This window comes from Micromonospora sp. CA-263727 (assembly GCF_050942455.1).
In the GTDB taxonomy this organism is placed as follows: Bacteria; Actinomycetota; Actinomycetes; order Mycobacteriales; family Micromonosporaceae; genus Micromonospora.
Genome location: NZ_CP192031.1, coordinates 3,372,171 through 3,387,378 on the forward strand (window position 1 = coordinate 3,372,171; position 15,208 = coordinate 3,387,378).

The window sequence follows — 15,208 nt, forward strand, 5'->3', positions numbered from 1 at the left end:
CAGCGCCCAGGCGCTGTTCAGGCTTCAAACGGATCCGGACAGCGAGAAGGCGGCCACCAACGCGGCCACCAGCCACGTGAAGCCGGCGACGTCGTAGCCCTTGACGGACAGCGCCAGGCTGGCGGTCTCGAAGACCCCCAGAACCGCCAGACCTGGCACCAGAGCCCCGAATCGGGAGCTGGTCTTCTCCATCGACGCGTCGGCTCAGATGGCCGTACGGCAGATGGAGAAGCGTGACACCCGGCCACCACCACAGTCGGCGTACTCGTACCAGCCGTCGGAGCACTTCCGTCGGGTGCCGGACGTCCAGCGCCAGGCGTTGTGGCCGTCACAGCTGGACGGGTCGTGCGTGTACCGGAAGTTGTAGCAGGTGCCGGAGGATCCGTCGTTGCGGTGCCACGACCCCGAGCAGTTGCCGGTGTAGAGGGCGGTCGACGGAACGCAGATCGACGTCGAGTTGAAGTAACCGCGGCAGTCGCTGTGCTCGGTGTAGGCGGCGGCGAAGGCGCCCCTCGGCCGTGACCACGGGAAGAGGTCGAGCACGCCGAGACCGGATGCGACCGCGGCGCCGGAGACGATGCCGAGCACCCGTCGCCGGCTCATCGCCGACCGCTTGTCTATCATCCTCGTCGGCTCGGGCGAAGCGGGGGCTTCCACGGCGCTGGGTACCAGATCCACCACCCGGCTCCGGTTGACGTCCGTCATCGTACGGTCTCCTTTCCGATGGTTGCGGCGCGTGCCACGGTGGCCTCCAAGGATTCGACGGAACCACCCGGCTCGGTGTGGAGCACCACGCCATCCGCGCTGACCACGACCACCGCGGGCACGTACGGCACGGTCAGCGCCCGCCAGGCGTCGGCGTCCTTGACAACGCGTACGTTCTCGGGCAGCGGCTTGTCGAACTGAGCGTCATCCGAGAGCACGGTCAGCTGGATGTCGTTTCCAAGGCCAGGAGCTATACGCGCGACGCCGCCGAGAAGGTCGTCGCACACCGGACAACGACGGTTGACTTTCACAATCACCGTCGTCCTGCCCGTGGTCGCCAGTGGTTGCAGCGCATTTGCTGTATTCGTGCCAACCAGGTTTTGCCCGACACCGTGATAGACGGCCAGTTCGAGCTCGCGCACCCGGCGGTAGAGCCCCGCCCCGGCCGCGAAGAGCAGCAGGACGAGCACGGCGAGCAGGATGACGGCTCCGACTAACGGGTCCATTCGATCATGCCGTCCAGTCGATGCGCTTGATCGATTTTAGGAAGTCGAAGGCGGTGTCGAGGGACTGCGCCGAGGCCGGCCCGCTCCACGGTGACAGCGTCGCCACCGCGCTCTCGGTGACGTAGAGCAGCGGCTCCAGTTCACCGCTCGGAGGCTTGGCGAGCCGCCACATCTCTCCCGCCTCGGCGCGGTAACCCTTCCACTGCGGCACCTGCCGGCTCGCGGTCTTCTTGTTCTCGACGAACAGCGTCCCGACGCCGGGAACCTCGTTGAGGTAGACCGAGCGTTCGAGGGTATGAGCCCTGCCTGGCTGCGCCGTCATGCCCTCCGGCGTGTCGGTCCACTGCAGCCTGCCGAACGTCTCGACGATGTCCGCGGTACGCCACTGTGGTTCGTAGAAGAGCGCGTGCGCGAAGTGCCACGGCCCGAGCAGCGCCGCCCAACGGGCGTCCGACGGTTCGGTGCAGTCGAAGATCACGAGCTCGCCCGCCGCGATGGCGAAGCGTTCGCGCTCGCGCCCGCCGACCGACTCCACGCCGGCGTTGAGCGAGGACAGGGACGCGAGTTCGAGTCCCCACATCTCCTTGGTCGAACTCGAACGGCCGTACTTGGGTGAGTACCGGATATGCGCGGTCCACGGCGTCCCGAACAGGGTCGTCGTCGGCCCGTCGGCCTCGACACTCAACAGGGATCTGTCAATTGTGCGAATGGCGGACGACAGGGTCAATTTCCCCTCCCTCATTGAGCCAAGTCACTGAGTTGCGGGTGATGCTGTCAGATGCGAGTGATCGCCGCCACCCCGTGCCGGCTGTATGCGCATTTTCGCTGGTAAATGTCCAGTCCGACCCTGCGGCTTGGGCGGGACCATCCTTCTGCTCCGAATCGGTCCGGATCAGGCTGGCCGGGCGCTCCCGCGTCGCGGAACGGCGGTGGTGGTCAGGGCGTCGATCAGGCCGGGAAAGCGGGTGTCGAGTTCGGCGCGGCGCAGCTCGATGGTGTGGGTGCGGCCGGCCACGACGGTGCGGGTCAGGCCCGCCTGCCGCAGTATGCGGAAGTGGTGCGTCATGGTTGATTTGTGTACGCCGAAGTCCCAGTGGGTGCCGCATTTGCCGTGCGGCAGGCCGTCGGCAAGCGTCTGCACGATACGCAGGCGGATCGGGTCGGCGACCGCCCGTAGCACGTCGACCATCGTCACGTCGGCGATGTCCGGCATCACGTCGTCGTCCCGGGCCATGCCCCCACCCTACCGTTGGACATCCGTCATACTGTCGCCTACGTTGACTGTATGACGGATGTCCAACAATGCGGTGCGGTGCGCTGGTCCTGGGACGCCGACGGGGTTGTCACCGTGACCCTCGACGACCCCGGCCGCACCGCGAACATGCTCAACCGGCGTCACTACGACGGGCTCGGCGCCTGTCTCGACGACCTCACCCGCCAGCACGACCGGCTGCGCGGCGTGGTGCTCACCTCGGCCAAACGCTCCTTCGTCTCCGGCCCGGACTTCGTGCCGAGCGAGATCACCCCGGACGAGGCGGCCGGCGCCTACGACCTGATGGCGCCGCTGCGCGACCAGGCGCGCCGGCTGGAGACCCTGGGCCGACCGGTCGCCGCCGCGCTCAACGGCTCCGCACTCGGCGGCGGCTTCGAGCTGGCGCTGGCCTGCCACTACCGGGTCGGCCCGAACGATCCGTCGGTGGTGTGGGCGCTCGCCGAGATCGGGATGGGCATCATTCCCGGAAGCGGCGGGACGGTCCGGGTGACCCGGATGTTCGGGATGACCGCGACGGTTCTGGAGATCATCGGGCCGGGCACGGCATACCACCCGGCGCAGGCGCTGGCCGCCGGGCTGGTGGACGAGCTGGCCGACGACGTGGTCGCCGCGGCGCGGGCCTGGGTGCTGGCGCAGCCGGCCGGGCATTTCGTACAGCGGTGGGAACGGCCCGGTTACGAGATTCCCGGGGGGACCGCAGAGCCGCCAGGTCTCGCCGAGGAGGTGAGGCGTCGCTCGGCGCGGTCGCCGGTGCGTGCGCTCGCCGCCGTGCTGGAGGTGGCGGCGCGTAGCGCGGCGGCGCCGCTGGACGAGGCTTTCGAGATCGAGACGGCGGCCTGCCGGGCGTTGCTGAGCGCGCCCGAGTTCCCGGATCTGGCGCATCTCTTCTACGCGATGCGCGCGGTCGCCACGGCGCCCCCCGAGCCTCCAGTGACGAACGTGCAGGCCGGGATGCGCGAGTTTCCGCAGATCGTCGCCAATCCCCTGGCAGCGGTGTTCTTCGCCCCCGACGCCCGGATCGTCGAGATCACCGACGCGGGCCTCATCCCCGAGGTTCGCGCGAGGGGCGGCATCCCGGTGCTGGTCCAAGGCGGCCAGGTCTCTTTCGTGCAGACCCTCCTGGACGCCGCCCCCGACCCCGCCGCGATGGTCGCCGCCGTCCGCCGCGCCCTCGACGGCGGCCTGCGGGTCGACCCGGCCGGCGCCGACGTCGCCTCGGTGCTCGCGGCCGGCTTTCCCGCCTGGACCGGCGGCGTCCTGCGCGCCGGAGGCGCCCGGTGAGATATTCGCTCGTCGAACTGGCCCCGGTCGCGCCCGGCGGCAACAAGCGGGAAGCCCTCGACCGAGCCCTCGCCGCCGCCCAAGAGGCCGAAGACCTCGGCTTCCACCGCTTCTGGTTCGCCGAGCACCATCACGTGACGGGATACGCCGCCCAGGACCCGGCCCTGCTGATCGCGGCGGCCGCCCAGCGGACCTCCCGGATCCGCCTCGGCTCGGGCGCCGTCCTCCTCAACCACTACAGCGCCTTCAGCGTCGCCGAGCGCTTCCTGATGCTCGAATCGCTCGCGCCCGGCCGGATCGACCTGGGGCTCGGTCGATCCACGGCCACGCCACTCATCGACCACGCGCTGCGCCGCGACCGGCACAGCCAACCGACCGACGATTTCCCCGACCAGGTACAGGAGATCGTCGGTTACCTCCACAAGGCATTCGACCGCGCCCACCCCTTCGCGGCGATCGACCTCACGGCCGGAATCGACGGCATTCCCGAGGTCTGGGTGCTCGGCTCCTCCGGCGCAAGCGCCGGCCTCGCCGCCCGGCTCGGCATCGGCTACACCTTCGGCGGCCACATCAACCCGGGCCTGACTGCCCGTGCGCTCCGCCGCTACCGGGGAGTCTTCACGAAGACGCCCTTCGGAACCGGCGCCCCACAGGCGATGCTCGCGCTCAACATGGTCGCTGCCGACGACGAGGAGTCGGCACACCGGCTGACCTGGCCCGCGCGAGCCCTGCGGGCCGGTGGGCGGGACCGGCCCATCCCCACCCTGGAGCAGGCCCGGGCAGAGCTGAGCGCCTCGTCGAGAGCACAACCGAGCACGATCGTCGATGGCGTCATCCCGCCGCAGGTCTCCGGAACTCCGGCGACCCTGCGGGCCCAGCTCGAACCGGTGATCCGGGAATCGGGCGCGACCGAAGTCATGGTCCAGGACATGTTGACCGATCCCGCAGCGCGAACCCGGTCCCGCCAGATCATCGCGGAGGCCCTTCAAGCCATCACGATCTGAACCGGCCGCCGCCCGGCGATTCTTCTGTCGAGGGCGGCGGCCGTCCCCGATGCGGATCGGTGTCGCCTTGCTGGCGGGCTGAGCCCTGGCGCGTCGCCGGAGGTTGATCGCCTCGTTACAGCTGGAGCAACTCGGCAACAGAAGCCTAAAGCAACGGCAACCATCAATAGACTGCTCTTTCCTAGCCTTGTGGTGCACCGAACCCGGTGCACCACAAGGGTTCCCGCGTCTCATTCTCCATAGTGGAGTGAGGTGCGGCACCCGTCGGCCGCTGCCACGGCCGGCTCAGGAAGGAGCAGCCAAGTGAGGCTCACACACCACGTCACTCGTCGCCGGCTCGGTACTCTGGGCGCCGCCGCGCTCGCCGGTGCGCTACTCGTCACCGCCGGGGTCAACCCGGCCGCGGCGACGCCGGCGACCGGCGCCGTCCTCGGCGCCGACCTGCCGACCGCCGTTGCGGGCAGCTACATCGTCGTGCTCAAGGACGGGCAGCAGCTCACCCGGGCCCGCGCGGAGGGTTTCACCACCCGGTACGGCGGTGTCCGCGTCGACCGCCTCTACGGGCGGACGGTCAACGGCTACTCCGCCACTCTCACCGAGCGGGCCGCCCGCCGGCTGGCCGCCGATCCGGCCGTCGCCTACGTCGAGCAGGACCAGCGGGTGCAGGCGCTGGCCACCCAGACGAACCCGCCGTCCTGGGGTCTCGACCGGATCGACCAGCGGAACCTGCCGCTGAACAACTCGTTCACCTACGGTCCGAGCAACGGTGTGCGGATCTACGTGGTCGACACCGGGGTGCGGATCACCCATCAGGACTTCGGCGGCCGGGCGGTGCACGGCTACGACGCGGTCGACAACGACTACAACACCGACGACGGCAATGGGCACGGCACCTTCGTGGCCTCGGTCGCCGCCGGAAGCGCCTACGGGGTGGCCAAGAACGCCACCGTCGTCGGGGTACGCGTGCTCAACAACAGCGGCTCCGGCACCACGGCCGGAGTCATCGCCGGCGTCGACTGGGTGACCGCGAACGCCACCCGGCCGGCGGTGGCCAACCTGAGCCTCGGCGGCGGCGCCAGCACCACCCTCGACGCCGCGGTCCGCCGCTCGATCAACGCGGGCATCACGTACACCATCGCCGCGGGCAACTCCGGCGTCCCGGCCACGGGCACCTCACCGGCCCGGGTCACCGAGGCGCTGACCGTCGGCGCGACCGACCGCACCGACACCCGTCCCACCTGGTCCAACTACGGCACCGTCCTGGATCTGTTCGCCCCGGGTGTGTCGATCACCGCAGCCTGGCGGACCAGCGACACCGCCACGTACACCGGCAGTGGCACCTCGTTCGCCGCCCCGCACGTGGCCGGCGCCGCCGCGATCTACCTGCGGAACAACCCCTCGGCGTCGCCAGCGACCGTGAACGCGGCGATCGTCGCCGCGGCGACCCCGAACGTGGTCGTCAACCCCGGAACCGGATCACCGAACCGCCTGCTCTACGTCGGCACCTTCGGGAGCTGATCGCAGGGCGACCGGCAACACGACCGTCCGCGCCGGCATCCGGCGCGGACGGCTCGCCCGTTCGTCGGACCGCGCACCGCCGGGGCGAGCGGCGAGCCCGTCGGGTGGCCGGGTGCGTTCTTCCTGGGAGCGCTGGGACCAGGCTGCTGGCGGACGGAATCCCTACCGTGGTCGACATGGTGAATCTCGGGACCCTGTTCGGCGGGGCGTGCGTCGTCTTGCTGCTTGCTGGCTGTTCCGCTGGAGCGGGCACCGGCAGTGGTGCCGCTTCCGACGACCCAGCACCGAACGGCCGGAAGGAGTCCGCGGCCTCGGCGGCGGCCGCACAGACTCCGGCGTCACCCGCTGGGGCCGGTGAGGTGTCGGCCCGCCCGTACGTCGGGATGTGGGTGACGGCCGACGGCCACATTCGGCAGCAGCTGCTGCCGGACGGCCGTTACGACGAGGCCCGTGGCGAGCGGGAGAGCGCCTACACGGGCTCCTACCAGGTCGTCGGGACCCGGATCGAGTACGTCGACGACACCGGTTTCAGCGCGGACGGCACCTTCGACGGGGACGTACTGCACCACGCGGGATACGTCTTCTATCGCGAGGGCAGCGACGCGCACCGGCAAGCGAGGGAGGAACGATGACGAAGGACAGCGCCACGCGGCACCACCGTCGCCTGCTCCTGACCGCGGGGATCGCCGGTGGACTGACGGCCCTCGCCGGGGCCGGCGTCGCCTCGGCGGGACCCCGCGAGCACATCGACAGGCAAGGATTTGGAAAGCCGGGCGAGGAACGCCGCAACAGGGCGGCGGTGTTGCGCGCCTTCGCGCGGCAGAACGCGGGCGGCGACATCTACGAGATCCTCCACGACGAGGTCGAGTGGACGATCGTCAACGGTCGTACCTACACCTCCAAGGCCGAGTTCCTCACGCAGGGGTCGGCGCCGATCCTGGACCGGCTGGCGTCGGCCCTCGTGATGACGATCCAGGACATGTGGATCGACGGCGACATCGTGATCATCCGTTTCGAGGGCGACGCGACGGCGATCGACGGCGTCGACTACCACAACGAGTACTGCTGGATCTGGCAGATGCGAGGCGGCCGAGTGGTGCGCTGCCACGCCTTCCTGGACATGATCGCCGTGCGGGAACTCGTCGACCGCATCGAACTGACCTGACCCGTCGACACGAGCGGACGTACCGGGGACTTGCTGCTCGGCCGGCTCTCACCGGAGCCATCTGCTGACGGCCAGAGTGCCCAGCAGCCGCAGCGCCTCGGCGCTGCGGCTGTGCGGCTGTGCGCGGTAGACGACCAACTGTTGGCCGGGCGCGTCCCGGATGTCGAACGCGTGGTACGACAACGTCAGTTCGCCTACCGCGCCGTGCCGGAACGTCTTCGCCTCGTGCGTCTTGCCCTGCACGTCGTGACGCCCCCACAGCCGGCGGAACTCCGGGCTCGCCGTACTCATCTCCTCGACCAGTTCCCGCGCCCGCCGGTCGTGCGGGTCGTGGCCGAGGGACAGGCGCAGGTTCGCCACACACGCCTCGGCGGCGCGACCCCAGTCGGCGAAGAACGCCGGGCCGACCGGGTCCAGGAAGGTCATCCGGACGAGGTTGTCCGCCTCGGCGAAGTCCGCGTAGAACGCGTCGGCCAGCGCGTTGCCGGCCAGCAGGTCGAGCCGCCGGTCGATGACCACGGCCGGGGTGTCCGGCCAGGCGTCGAGCAGTTCCCGCAGGCTCTGCCCGACCTGCGGTCGAGGAGGCGTCGGCGCGCTGCCGGGCGAGAGCCCGGCAAGCCGGAAGAGGTGGTCGTGGGCGTCCGGCCCGAGGTCGAGCGCCCGGGCCACGGCGGCCAGCACCGACGACGACGGGTTGCGCTCCCGGCCCTGCTCCAGCCGGGTGTAGTAGTCGACGCTCACCCCGGCCAGCACCGCGACCTCTTCGCGGCGCAACCCGGCGACGCGCCGCGTTCCGCTGGAGACGAGGCCGACGTCGCCCGGCGTCAACCGGGCGCGTCGAGCGGTGAGGAACGCCCCGAGCGCGGTCGTCGGCATGCCACCAACGGTAACCGTGCGGGCTCGGGCCAGGCAGGGTGCGGCACACCCTGGTGTTGTCCGGCCTGGCTGCCGACTCCGCCGCCGGTGACGGTGGGAGCACGAACCCCAAATCCAGGAGGTACGCCATGAGTAGCCCGATGCTCGACGAGGCGGTACTGGCGGAGATCGCCGGGAACACCGGCGGCCGGCGCCGTCCACTGATGTTCGTCAACGCCGCCATCCACACGCTCGACCCGGTGATCGGTGACTTCCCCGCCGCCGACCTGCTGGTCGGTACGAACGAGATCGTCGCGGTCGGCACCGGCCTGCACACCGCGGCCGAGGACGACGGCGCGATCGTCGTCGACTGCACCGGCCTGGCCATCGTGCCCGCGGTCGTCGACGGGGTCGCCGTCGCCGGCCTGCGTGTTCGTCCCGCCGAGAGGGTCGGCGTGCTCACTCCCGGAAACCCGGCCACCTTCGCCCTGGTCGCCGGCCCGACCTCCGGCCGATCCGCCCTGGAGATGATCGTCTGGCGTCCGGAGCAGGCCGCCGCGATCGTCGTCGACGGCGAGATCGCGCTGGCCAACGGCCGCCGGCTCACGCCCGCCCCGATCGAGCCCGACCTGCGCCCGCGCTCGGTCCAGAGCCCCCACCTCGGCATGTGGATCGACGAGACCGGCTTCCTGCACCAGGAACTCACCGCCGACGGCCGGTACGACGAGACGCGGGGCGGCCGGCCGCACGCGTACCAGGGGGCGTTCTGGATCGACGGCGACCGGATCGTCTACCGCGACGACCTGGGCTTCTGGGCGTACGGCCGGTTCACCGACGGGGTGCTGCACCACGCCGGATACGTTCTTCACCGCCGCTGACCGCAGAAAAAGACAAGGAAGCCCGACGGCACGAGCGTGCATCGGATCTGCGCGTGGCGGGCGGTGGTTCAGGCTACGAGCAGCCGGAGGCCGAGTTCCGCGGTGTCGAGGGCGACGAGGTCGCGGTTGCGTTCGGCCCAGCGGCCTGAGGAGAGGTCTTCGCGGAGGGTGCTCACGGCCCGTCGCTCGGCCTGTGGTCCGACTCTGGTCCAGACCGACACCGCGCGGCGGACGTGTTCGTCCAGATACGCCGCAGGTCGGCGCCAGTGTGCCTCGAAGAAGCCGTCGGCGCAGTCCCACGGGACGAGCACCGGCTCCGCGCGTCCCCCGATCGCGCCGGTCAGGTCGGCCAGTGAGGGCCATCCGACGAGGAGTTCCGCGAATTCAGGCAGGTAGTCGCGGGTGAGCCAGAATCGCTGACGCCAGCCGGTGTCATCGGCGTCGTAGGTGAACACCACCACGCGGCGGGCCACCCGGCGCATTTCCCGCAGCCCGGCGACCGGGTCCGGCCAGTGGTGGACGGTGCTGACGGCCATCGCGGCGTCGAAGGACTGGTCCGCGAACGGCAGGCTTTCCGCGGCGGCGGCCACGCACGGCGCGGCACCGGCCGGACGCTGGGCCCGCATCACGGTCGAGGGTTCCACCGCCGTGACGTCGCGGCCGGGTGGTTCGTAGGAGCCGGTGCCGGCCCCGACGTTCAACACCGTGCGGGCGTCCCCCAGTGCATCCCAGATGCGCGCGGCGATCCGCGGCTCGGTGCGCCGCGTCGCGGGGTACGCGGATCCGATGGTGTCGTACAACTGCGCGCCGAACATTCTCAGCTGCTCCTCGGGCATCGTCCTGACTCCCATCGCTCGTGCCTCCAGTTCCCGGTCGATGGCCGCCACCATGGCGGCAGCGCGGTCGCGCTGGTCCGTCAGCAGGCCGCGCAGCCGGCACAGGTGCGCGACGGCGTCGGTGGCCGGATCGTCGACCAGATCCGCGATCTCCCGCAGTCCGAAACCGAGCCGCCGGTACGCGAGCACCTCCCGGAGCCGTTCCACGTCGCCTGCGGAGTAGGCCCGGTGCCCCGCCGAAGTCCGCGCCGACGGCTCCAGGAGGCCGATCTCGTCGTAGTGATGCAGCGTGCGGACGCTGACACCAGCCAACTCCGCCACCCGCCCCACCGTCAGGTACTCCTCCACACCACCGACTATGTGACATGACGCCACGTGAGGAGCAAGCGCTCCGCGTCAGCATGATCGAAGTTCCGCTCACCGATACGGCCGGATGACGGTGACAGTGTCGACGTCACCGACGGTGACCATCGATCAGCGGCATGAGCGTGCAGTGGATCATCGTGGCGGACCGCGACGCCTTGGCCTTTTCATCGCTGTCTGCGGGTGCTTGGCATCGCAGACCAGCGAGAGGCACGATGCAGTTATGCCAGGTCAGGTCGAGACGGCTATTCGAGCTGGGGTTCGGGCGGGTACGCGCCTCCCAACGCCGACTGGTCGCGCCACCTTCGGGGTCGACGAGGTTTCCCCAGCCGGGTTGGTCTTGCTCTTCGGGACCAGGCAGACTCGAACGGTCTTTAGCTGGTCCTGCCTTGAGGGCATCCCGGGGTACCTGCACGGACGCGGCTGGGTTCGGGTTGGGGCAAACCGTGATGTTCGCGGCAACCGAGACACATTGGACGGGTATCTCAAGACCTTCGTCAAGCGGCAGACAGCAGACTACGTGGCGGTCGTCCTGGAGCGCGCTGGACTCGTCGATCTGGATCGAGAACGCCCCGCACGGGTGCGGCTGCGGAGGACGTGACTACCGGTGGGCGGTGGTCGCCGCTCAGGGCATTCCGCACAGATGGTGACGAGTGCTCGGGTAAACGCCCCGCGTTGTCAGCGGCATGAGCGAGCAGTAGAGCTTTCCGGGTAAGGGTGTGCGGCGCTGCGTAGTTGCCTGGCCTGGTGGAGGCAGTGGCAGTGGCAGTGGCAGGCGGTGGTGATGTGGCGTCCGCTGTCCGTACGGCCGTGATTTCATACCGAAATATTTATTTCTCGGTGAAATCGTGGTTGTGGGCAGAAGCAACCTCGGTGGAGGTGGTTGGCGGACCGTGGACGGTCGATCGCACTGGATCCAGGGTCGAGTGGTTATCTTGGGGCTTCGATGCCACTCGATCATGGATCGAGCGTGATCTTGCGCGCGCTGAGGCATGCGCTCTCATCGGCAGGAGCGCGCGCCGAGCCTTCGGCACGTTCGTTACGCAACGCGACGCCCGATCGGCGGCAGATCCGGACGCCGCCGAGGTACCGGCGGCGGCCTGCCACACGGCCCGCGCGTGTTCCGGAACGGGGAACACGCGCGGGCCGCGGCGGGTGCTGCGGTCAGCCCCGCGCCACGTCGGCGGCGAAGGCGCTGACCCAGGCCAGGGCCGAGTTCCAGTTGATGGTGATCTCGTTGACCGACCAGGCCTCCAGGTTGTCGACGTAGCACAACTGCGGCGCGCAGCCGTGCAGCCAGGAGGCGGCCAACGGATCATCCAGGCCCGAGTTCGGCCCGCCCGCGACCGACCCGACCGGCGGGTGCGGCAGCCGCGCGTCGAGGGACTTGGCGTACCAGCGGCTGTGCTGGTTCTTCGCGTCGTTGGTCCCGTACCCGGTGACGTAGGACTGCCCGAGGGCGTTGCGGCCGAGCAGGTAGTCGAAACCCTCCAGGACCGCGTCGGCGTAGACCCGACTCTTCGTCAGGTCGTACGCGGTGGCGAGAACCACCTGGTTGTTGAGGATCGAGGCGTTCGATCCCCAGGCGTACCGGCCGGAGGCCGGCGTGTAGGTCTGGCCGAACCGCTCCGCCCGCTGGAACGAGATCAGCCGGTCGGCGGCGGTGGTGACCCAGGACCGGATCTGGCTCCGCTCGGACAGGTCGGTGCCGAAGCGGGCCAGGTCGAGCTGGGCGAGCGCGGCCACCGAACCCCAGTAGAACCCGTTCTGGCTGAACGCCACCCCGGCGGCGTGGTGCCGGCTCAACCGCAGGTCGTCGAGGTAGGTGCTGGTCTTCGTGGTGAGGTAGAGCTGCGCCGCCGCCCAGTAGAACTCGTCGGTGACGTCGTCGTCGTTGTAGGGGCCGCCACCGACACGGTCCGCGTGCGGGGCGTACAGCGTGGGATTGTTCCGCGCCGCGGTGTAGGCGCGTCCGGCGGCCACCCGGAGCCGGTTCGCGAAGGCGGCGTCGAACTGCTGGTAGACCCGTGCGCCCTGGGCGGCGACGGCGGCGAGGTTGAGCGTCGCCGCCGTGGAGGGGCGGTGCAGCTCCCGCTTCTTGCTGGCCTGGTGCGGCAGCATCGGCGGGCCGCTCCACGACTCGTCGTGCACCTTGTGGTGCACCATGCCGGCCAGTGGCTCGCCGGCCGGGACCTGCATCTTGAGCATGAACTCCAGGTTCCAGCGGGCCTCGTCGAGGATGTCCGGCACGCCGTTGCCCCGCTCGGGGACCGCCAGGGTCGAGTCACCGAGCTGGGCCTGGGTGCCCGCCGCGACGGCACGCTCCCACGCCGACAGCAGTTGGTAGGTGGCGATGCCGCCGTTGACCACGTACTTTCCGTGGTCGCCCGCGTCGTACCAGCCACCGGTCACGTCGAGGCGGTAGTCGCAGGTCCAGTTGTCGACGTAGGACTTCGGCGTCTGGCACGCCACGTTGGTGTCCCCGCCGTTGGGTGACGCCGCCACGTGCCCGGCCGGGCGGGCGTACTCGGCTCCGGCGATGCCGCCGTCGATGGCGATGCCGCTGCGGTTGGAGTAGAAGAACCGCATCGAGTCCGTCCGCAGCGACGCGTACAGGTCGGACCGGATGTCGAAGGGGTGGCTCACCTCGTTGCCGATCGCCAGTTCGAAGCGGCCGGTGGCGGTGACCTGGCTGAAGTCGATCGTGTGCACGCCGGTGCCGGCGGAGCCGTCGAAGCCCGCCGGCCTCGTCGTACCGGTGGCCACCGTGCCACCGCCGACGCGGCGCAGCGTCCAGCCGAGCGCCGAGGTCGCGTTGGTCAGCACCGTCGCCCGCTTGGGTCCGGTCGGGGCGTACCCGTGCTGGTTGACCTTCAGCAGGGGCCCCCGGTTCGCGGTGTAGACGTACTCCCGCCCGGCCAGCGACACGTCGTCCATGCAGAACTCGTACGACCCGCTGGCCCCGCCGAGCCGGAACTGGAGCTGCGCGAGGACGTACGGCTGGGCGAAGGTGGTGTCGAAGGTGTACTCGAAGGTCTTCCACCCGTCACCCAAAGTGGGGTACTTGGTCAGGTACGTGACGTTGGTGGGGTTGTCGAACGGCGCCAGCTGCACGACGACCTGCCGGCTGACGCTCGCGCGGGCCCGGAACCGCAGCGTGTACGAGTTGCCGCCGGGCAGGTAGATGCTGTTGTGCCCGACGATCACGTCCCACGGGTTGGTCCTCGCGGGAGCGGTGACGCAGAAGGCGCCGCCGCTGAGCCGCTCGGTCATCCCGGCGTTGACCCACCACGGCTTGGTGGTGTCGGCGAAGTCGGTGTTCTCCAGCAGCTCGCCGTCGAGCTGGGGCCGGGGCGTGCCGCCCCGGTACGGCGGCAGGGTGCCCGGCTCGAGTTCACCCGGACCGTTTCCGCCCTCCGGGTTACGCGCGATGATCTCGTCGATTAGGCCGCCACCCGGGAAGTCCATCATCAACACGCCGGTGCGGTCCATGGTCTGCCGGCCGCCGAAGTTGTCGCCCCGGTCCGGGTAGAACTCCGGGCACCGGCTGTTGCGCTCACGCAGGCACTGGAGCAGGAAGTTGTTGACCCCGGTCACCCCGGGCTGCCCGCCGGCCACCATCAGGGGGTGAACGGTGTCCCCGGTGCCGCTGGCGAAGTTGACGTAGATCGCGTCGGGCCGGTGCGGGTGCGCGGTCTGCTCCCCCCGGTTGGCGTCCCACACCCCGTTGGTCTTCCGCAGGTGGGTACGAACCTTCTCCCACTTCGGCGCGATGTCCCAGAGGTTGGGTACCTCGAAGCTGTCCTGCACGTACTCGGTGTAGGACGTATCCGACTCGAAGGTGGGCAACACCCCGTACCCGTTGTAGACACCGCCCCGGGGTCCACGGAAGCCGAGCAGTACGATCTTTCCCCGGACCTGGTCCAGGGTGGGGACCGCCGCCTTCGCGTCGCCCGTCACCGAGTCCGCCCAGAACAGCTCCCGCCACGCGGTCGCCGGCTCGTACTCGTCACCGTCGCCGGTGTAGGCACGGCCCTCCAGATAGGACCGGAAGACCTTGAGCCGCCAGTCGGTGGTGTCGTATCCGTCGGCGTCGTAGCAGGTGAACGCCCCGGAGCCCGAGCACTCGGCCTTGAGGCTCAGCAGCACCGTCTCCGACGGGTTGGCGCGCAGGAAGTCCCGGGTCCTGGTCAGCACGTCGGTGAAGTTGGCGTGCTGGTAGTACACGCCGTGGTGGATGGTGAAGCTCATCCCGGCGTCGCCCTTGTCCACCCGGACCCGGATGTCGATCGCCCGGATACCGGCCTCGTACTGCGTGGTCAGGGTCCGGCCGGAGTAGCCGTGGTCCTCCTGGGTCTTGGTGACCGAGGTGCTGAAGCTCTCACAGCCACCACCGCCGGAGAACCCGCACAGCGACAGGCTGTCGTGGGTGCCCGGCACCGACAGGGCGGAGAGCTTGGTGTCGTCCGGGACCCGGCTCATCCAGTTCCGGTTCTCGGACGAGGCTTCGGTGATGCTGTTGTAGTAGTCGTCGGCCTGTGCTGGTGAGGCCGTCGAGGCCACCACCACGGTCGCCGCCGACAGGGGCAGCAGAACGGCCAGCACGGCGCGGAGAACCGTCCGCCGCACCGGCGACCGGCCACTCGGCCCTGATCGCCGGATCGGGATCTTCATCGATATGCTCCTAACGAGCGCAGCACGAGGGCTGCATGGTCACGTGGCGTACCGGTCCGGGCCAGAGCCACGGAGGTTCGGGGCGGTCGGATGACACTACGGGCGGACGCGCCACGGGTTCAGCCACGGCGTGATCTATCTTGCCCGGCG

General features: G+C 69.9%; 14 protein-coding genes. 6 read left to right on the forward strand and 8 right to left on the reverse strand.

The features are described from left to right. Positions 1–24: 24 nt before the first annotated feature. The 5 genes from ACQPYA_RS14845 to ACQPYA_RS14865 all read right to left on the reverse strand — a co-directional run bounded on the left by ACQPYA_RS14845 (position 25) and on the right by ACQPYA_RS14865 (position 2,445). A complete protein-coding gene (locus tag ACQPYA_RS14845; RefSeq protein ID WP_433533178.1) occupies positions 25–192 on the reverse strand; it encodes a hypothetical protein in 168 nt (55 codons plus the stop codon). 12 nt (positions 193–204) lie between these two features. Further along, a complete protein-coding gene (locus ACQPYA_RS14850) occupies positions 205–705 on the reverse strand; it encodes a hypothetical protein (protein WP_433533179.1) in 501 nt (166 codons plus the stop codon). Beyond that, positions 702–1,175 carry a hypothetical protein gene (locus ACQPYA_RS14855; RefSeq protein WP_433533180.1) on the reverse strand — a complete coding sequence of 158 codons (474 nt, stop codon included), beginning with the start codon at positions 1,173–1,175 and terminating at the stop codon, positions 702–704. The genes ACQPYA_RS14850 and ACQPYA_RS14855 overlap by 4 nt, the downstream gene beginning before the upstream one ends. Before the next feature lie 40 nt (positions 1,176–1,215). Next, a complete protein-coding gene (locus tag ACQPYA_RS14860; protein ID WP_433533181.1) occupies positions 1,216–1,938 on the reverse strand; it encodes a hypothetical protein in 723 nt (240 codons plus the stop codon). A 165-nt stretch (positions 1,939–2,103) separates the two neighbouring features. After that, the gene (locus ACQPYA_RS14865; protein WP_433533182.1) at positions 2,104–2,445 is read right to left on the reverse strand and encodes an ArsR/SmtB family transcription factor; all 342 of its coding nucleotides are present in this window, start codon (positions 2,443–2,445) and stop codon (positions 2,104–2,106) included. 51 nt (positions 2,446–2,496) lie between these two features. On the opposite strand from ACQPYA_RS14865, the gene ACQPYA_RS14870 reads away from it, so the two are divergent. From ACQPYA_RS14870 to ACQPYA_RS14890, 5 genes are all read left to right on the forward strand, one after another. Continuing rightward, the gene (locus ACQPYA_RS14870) at positions 2,497–3,765 is read left to right on the forward strand and encodes an enoyl-CoA hydratase/isomerase family protein (protein ID WP_433533183.1); all 1,269 of its coding nucleotides are present in this window, start codon (positions 2,497–2,499) and stop codon (positions 3,763–3,765) included. After that, a complete protein-coding gene (locus ACQPYA_RS14875) occupies positions 3,762–4,769 on the forward strand; it encodes an MsnO8 family LLM class oxidoreductase (protein WP_433533184.1) in 1,008 nt (335 codons plus the stop codon). Before ACQPYA_RS14870 ends, ACQPYA_RS14875 begins: the two co-directional genes overlap by 4 nt. A gap of 303 nt (positions 4,770–5,072) precedes the next feature. Further along, entirely contained in the window at positions 5,073–6,287 is a 1,215-nt protein-coding gene (locus tag ACQPYA_RS14880; RefSeq protein WP_433533185.1) for a S8 family peptidase, read from the forward strand. A gap of 176 nt (positions 6,288–6,463) precedes the next feature. Next, positions 6,464–6,919, forward strand: a complete 456-nt coding sequence (locus ACQPYA_RS14885; RefSeq protein ID WP_433533186.1) for an Atu4866 domain-containing protein — start codon at positions 6,464–6,466, stop codon at positions 6,917–6,919. Then, positions 6,916–7,452, forward strand: coding sequence for a nuclear transport factor 2 family protein (locus ACQPYA_RS14890; RefSeq protein WP_433533187.1), 537 nt, complete (start codon positions 6,916–6,918; stop codon positions 7,450–7,452). The genes ACQPYA_RS14885 and ACQPYA_RS14890 overlap by 4 nt, the downstream gene beginning before the upstream one ends. A 48-nt stretch (positions 7,453–7,500) precedes the next feature. On the opposite strand, the gene ACQPYA_RS14895 is transcribed toward ACQPYA_RS14890, so the two are convergent. Beyond that, positions 7,501–8,328 carry a helix-turn-helix domain-containing protein gene (locus ACQPYA_RS14895; RefSeq protein WP_433533188.1) on the reverse strand — a complete coding sequence of 276 codons (828 nt, stop codon included), beginning with the start codon at positions 8,326–8,328 and terminating at the stop codon, positions 7,501–7,503. Between the two features lie 128 nt (positions 8,329–8,456). Here ACQPYA_RS14895 and ACQPYA_RS14900 point away from each other — a divergent pair, with 128 nt between their 5' ends. Continuing rightward, on the forward strand, positions 8,457–9,185 hold the full coding sequence (locus ACQPYA_RS14900; RefSeq protein WP_433533189.1) for an Atu4866 domain-containing protein: 729 nt from the start codon (positions 8,457–8,459) through the stop codon (positions 9,183–9,185). Between the two features lie 68 nt (positions 9,186–9,253). On the opposite strand, the gene ACQPYA_RS14905 is transcribed toward ACQPYA_RS14900, so the two are convergent. After that, positions 9,254–10,369, reverse strand: a complete 1,116-nt coding sequence (locus ACQPYA_RS14905) for a MerR family transcriptional regulator (RefSeq protein ID WP_433533190.1) — start codon at positions 10,367–10,369, stop codon at positions 9,254–9,256. A gap of 1,179 nt (positions 10,370–11,548) precedes the next feature. After that, complete coding sequence (locus ACQPYA_RS14910; protein WP_433533191.1) at positions 11,549–15,058, reverse strand: phosphatidylinositol-specific phospholipase C domain-containing protein; 3,510 nt, start codon at positions 15,056–15,058, stop codon at positions 11,549–11,551. Between the last annotated feature and the right edge of the window lie 150 nt (positions 15,059–15,208).

What these genes read in the sequence shown, in the direction of transcription:
- ACQPYA_RS14900 (WP_433533189.1), top strand. Translation starts at nt 8,457, where the DNA reads ATGAGTAGCCCGATGCTCGACGAGGCGGTACTGGCGGAGATCGCCGGG.
- ACQPYA_RS14910 (WP_433533191.1), bottom strand. Translation starts at nt 15,058, where the DNA reads ATGAAGATCCCGATCCGGCGATCAGGGCCGAGTGGCCGGTCGCCGGTG.
- ACQPYA_RS14845 (WP_433533178.1), bottom strand. Translation starts at nt 192, where the DNA reads ATGGAGAAGACCAGCTCCCGATTCGGGGCTCTGGTGCCAGGTCTGGCG.
- ACQPYA_RS14850 (WP_433533179.1), bottom strand. Translation starts at nt 705, where the DNA reads ATGACGGACGTCAACCGGAGCCGGGTGGTGGATCTGGTACCCAGCGCC.
- ACQPYA_RS14870 (WP_433533183.1), top strand. Translation starts at nt 2,497, where the DNA reads ATGACGGATGTCCAACAATGCGGTGCGGTGCGCTGGTCCTGGGACGCC.
- ACQPYA_RS14885 (WP_433533186.1), top strand. Translation starts at nt 6,464, where the DNA reads ATGGTGAATCTCGGGACCCTGTTCGGCGGGGCGTGCGTCGTCTTGCTG.
- ACQPYA_RS14865 (WP_433533182.1), bottom strand. Translation starts at nt 2,445, where the DNA reads ATGGCCCGGGACGACGACGTGATGCCGGACATCGCCGACGTGACGATG.
- ACQPYA_RS14895 (WP_433533188.1), bottom strand. Translation starts at nt 8,328, where the DNA reads ATGCCGACGACCGCGCTCGGGGCGTTCCTCACCGCTCGACGCGCCCGG.
- ACQPYA_RS14890 (WP_433533187.1), top strand. Translation starts at nt 6,916, where the DNA reads ATGACGAAGGACAGCGCCACGCGGCACCACCGTCGCCTGCTCCTGACC.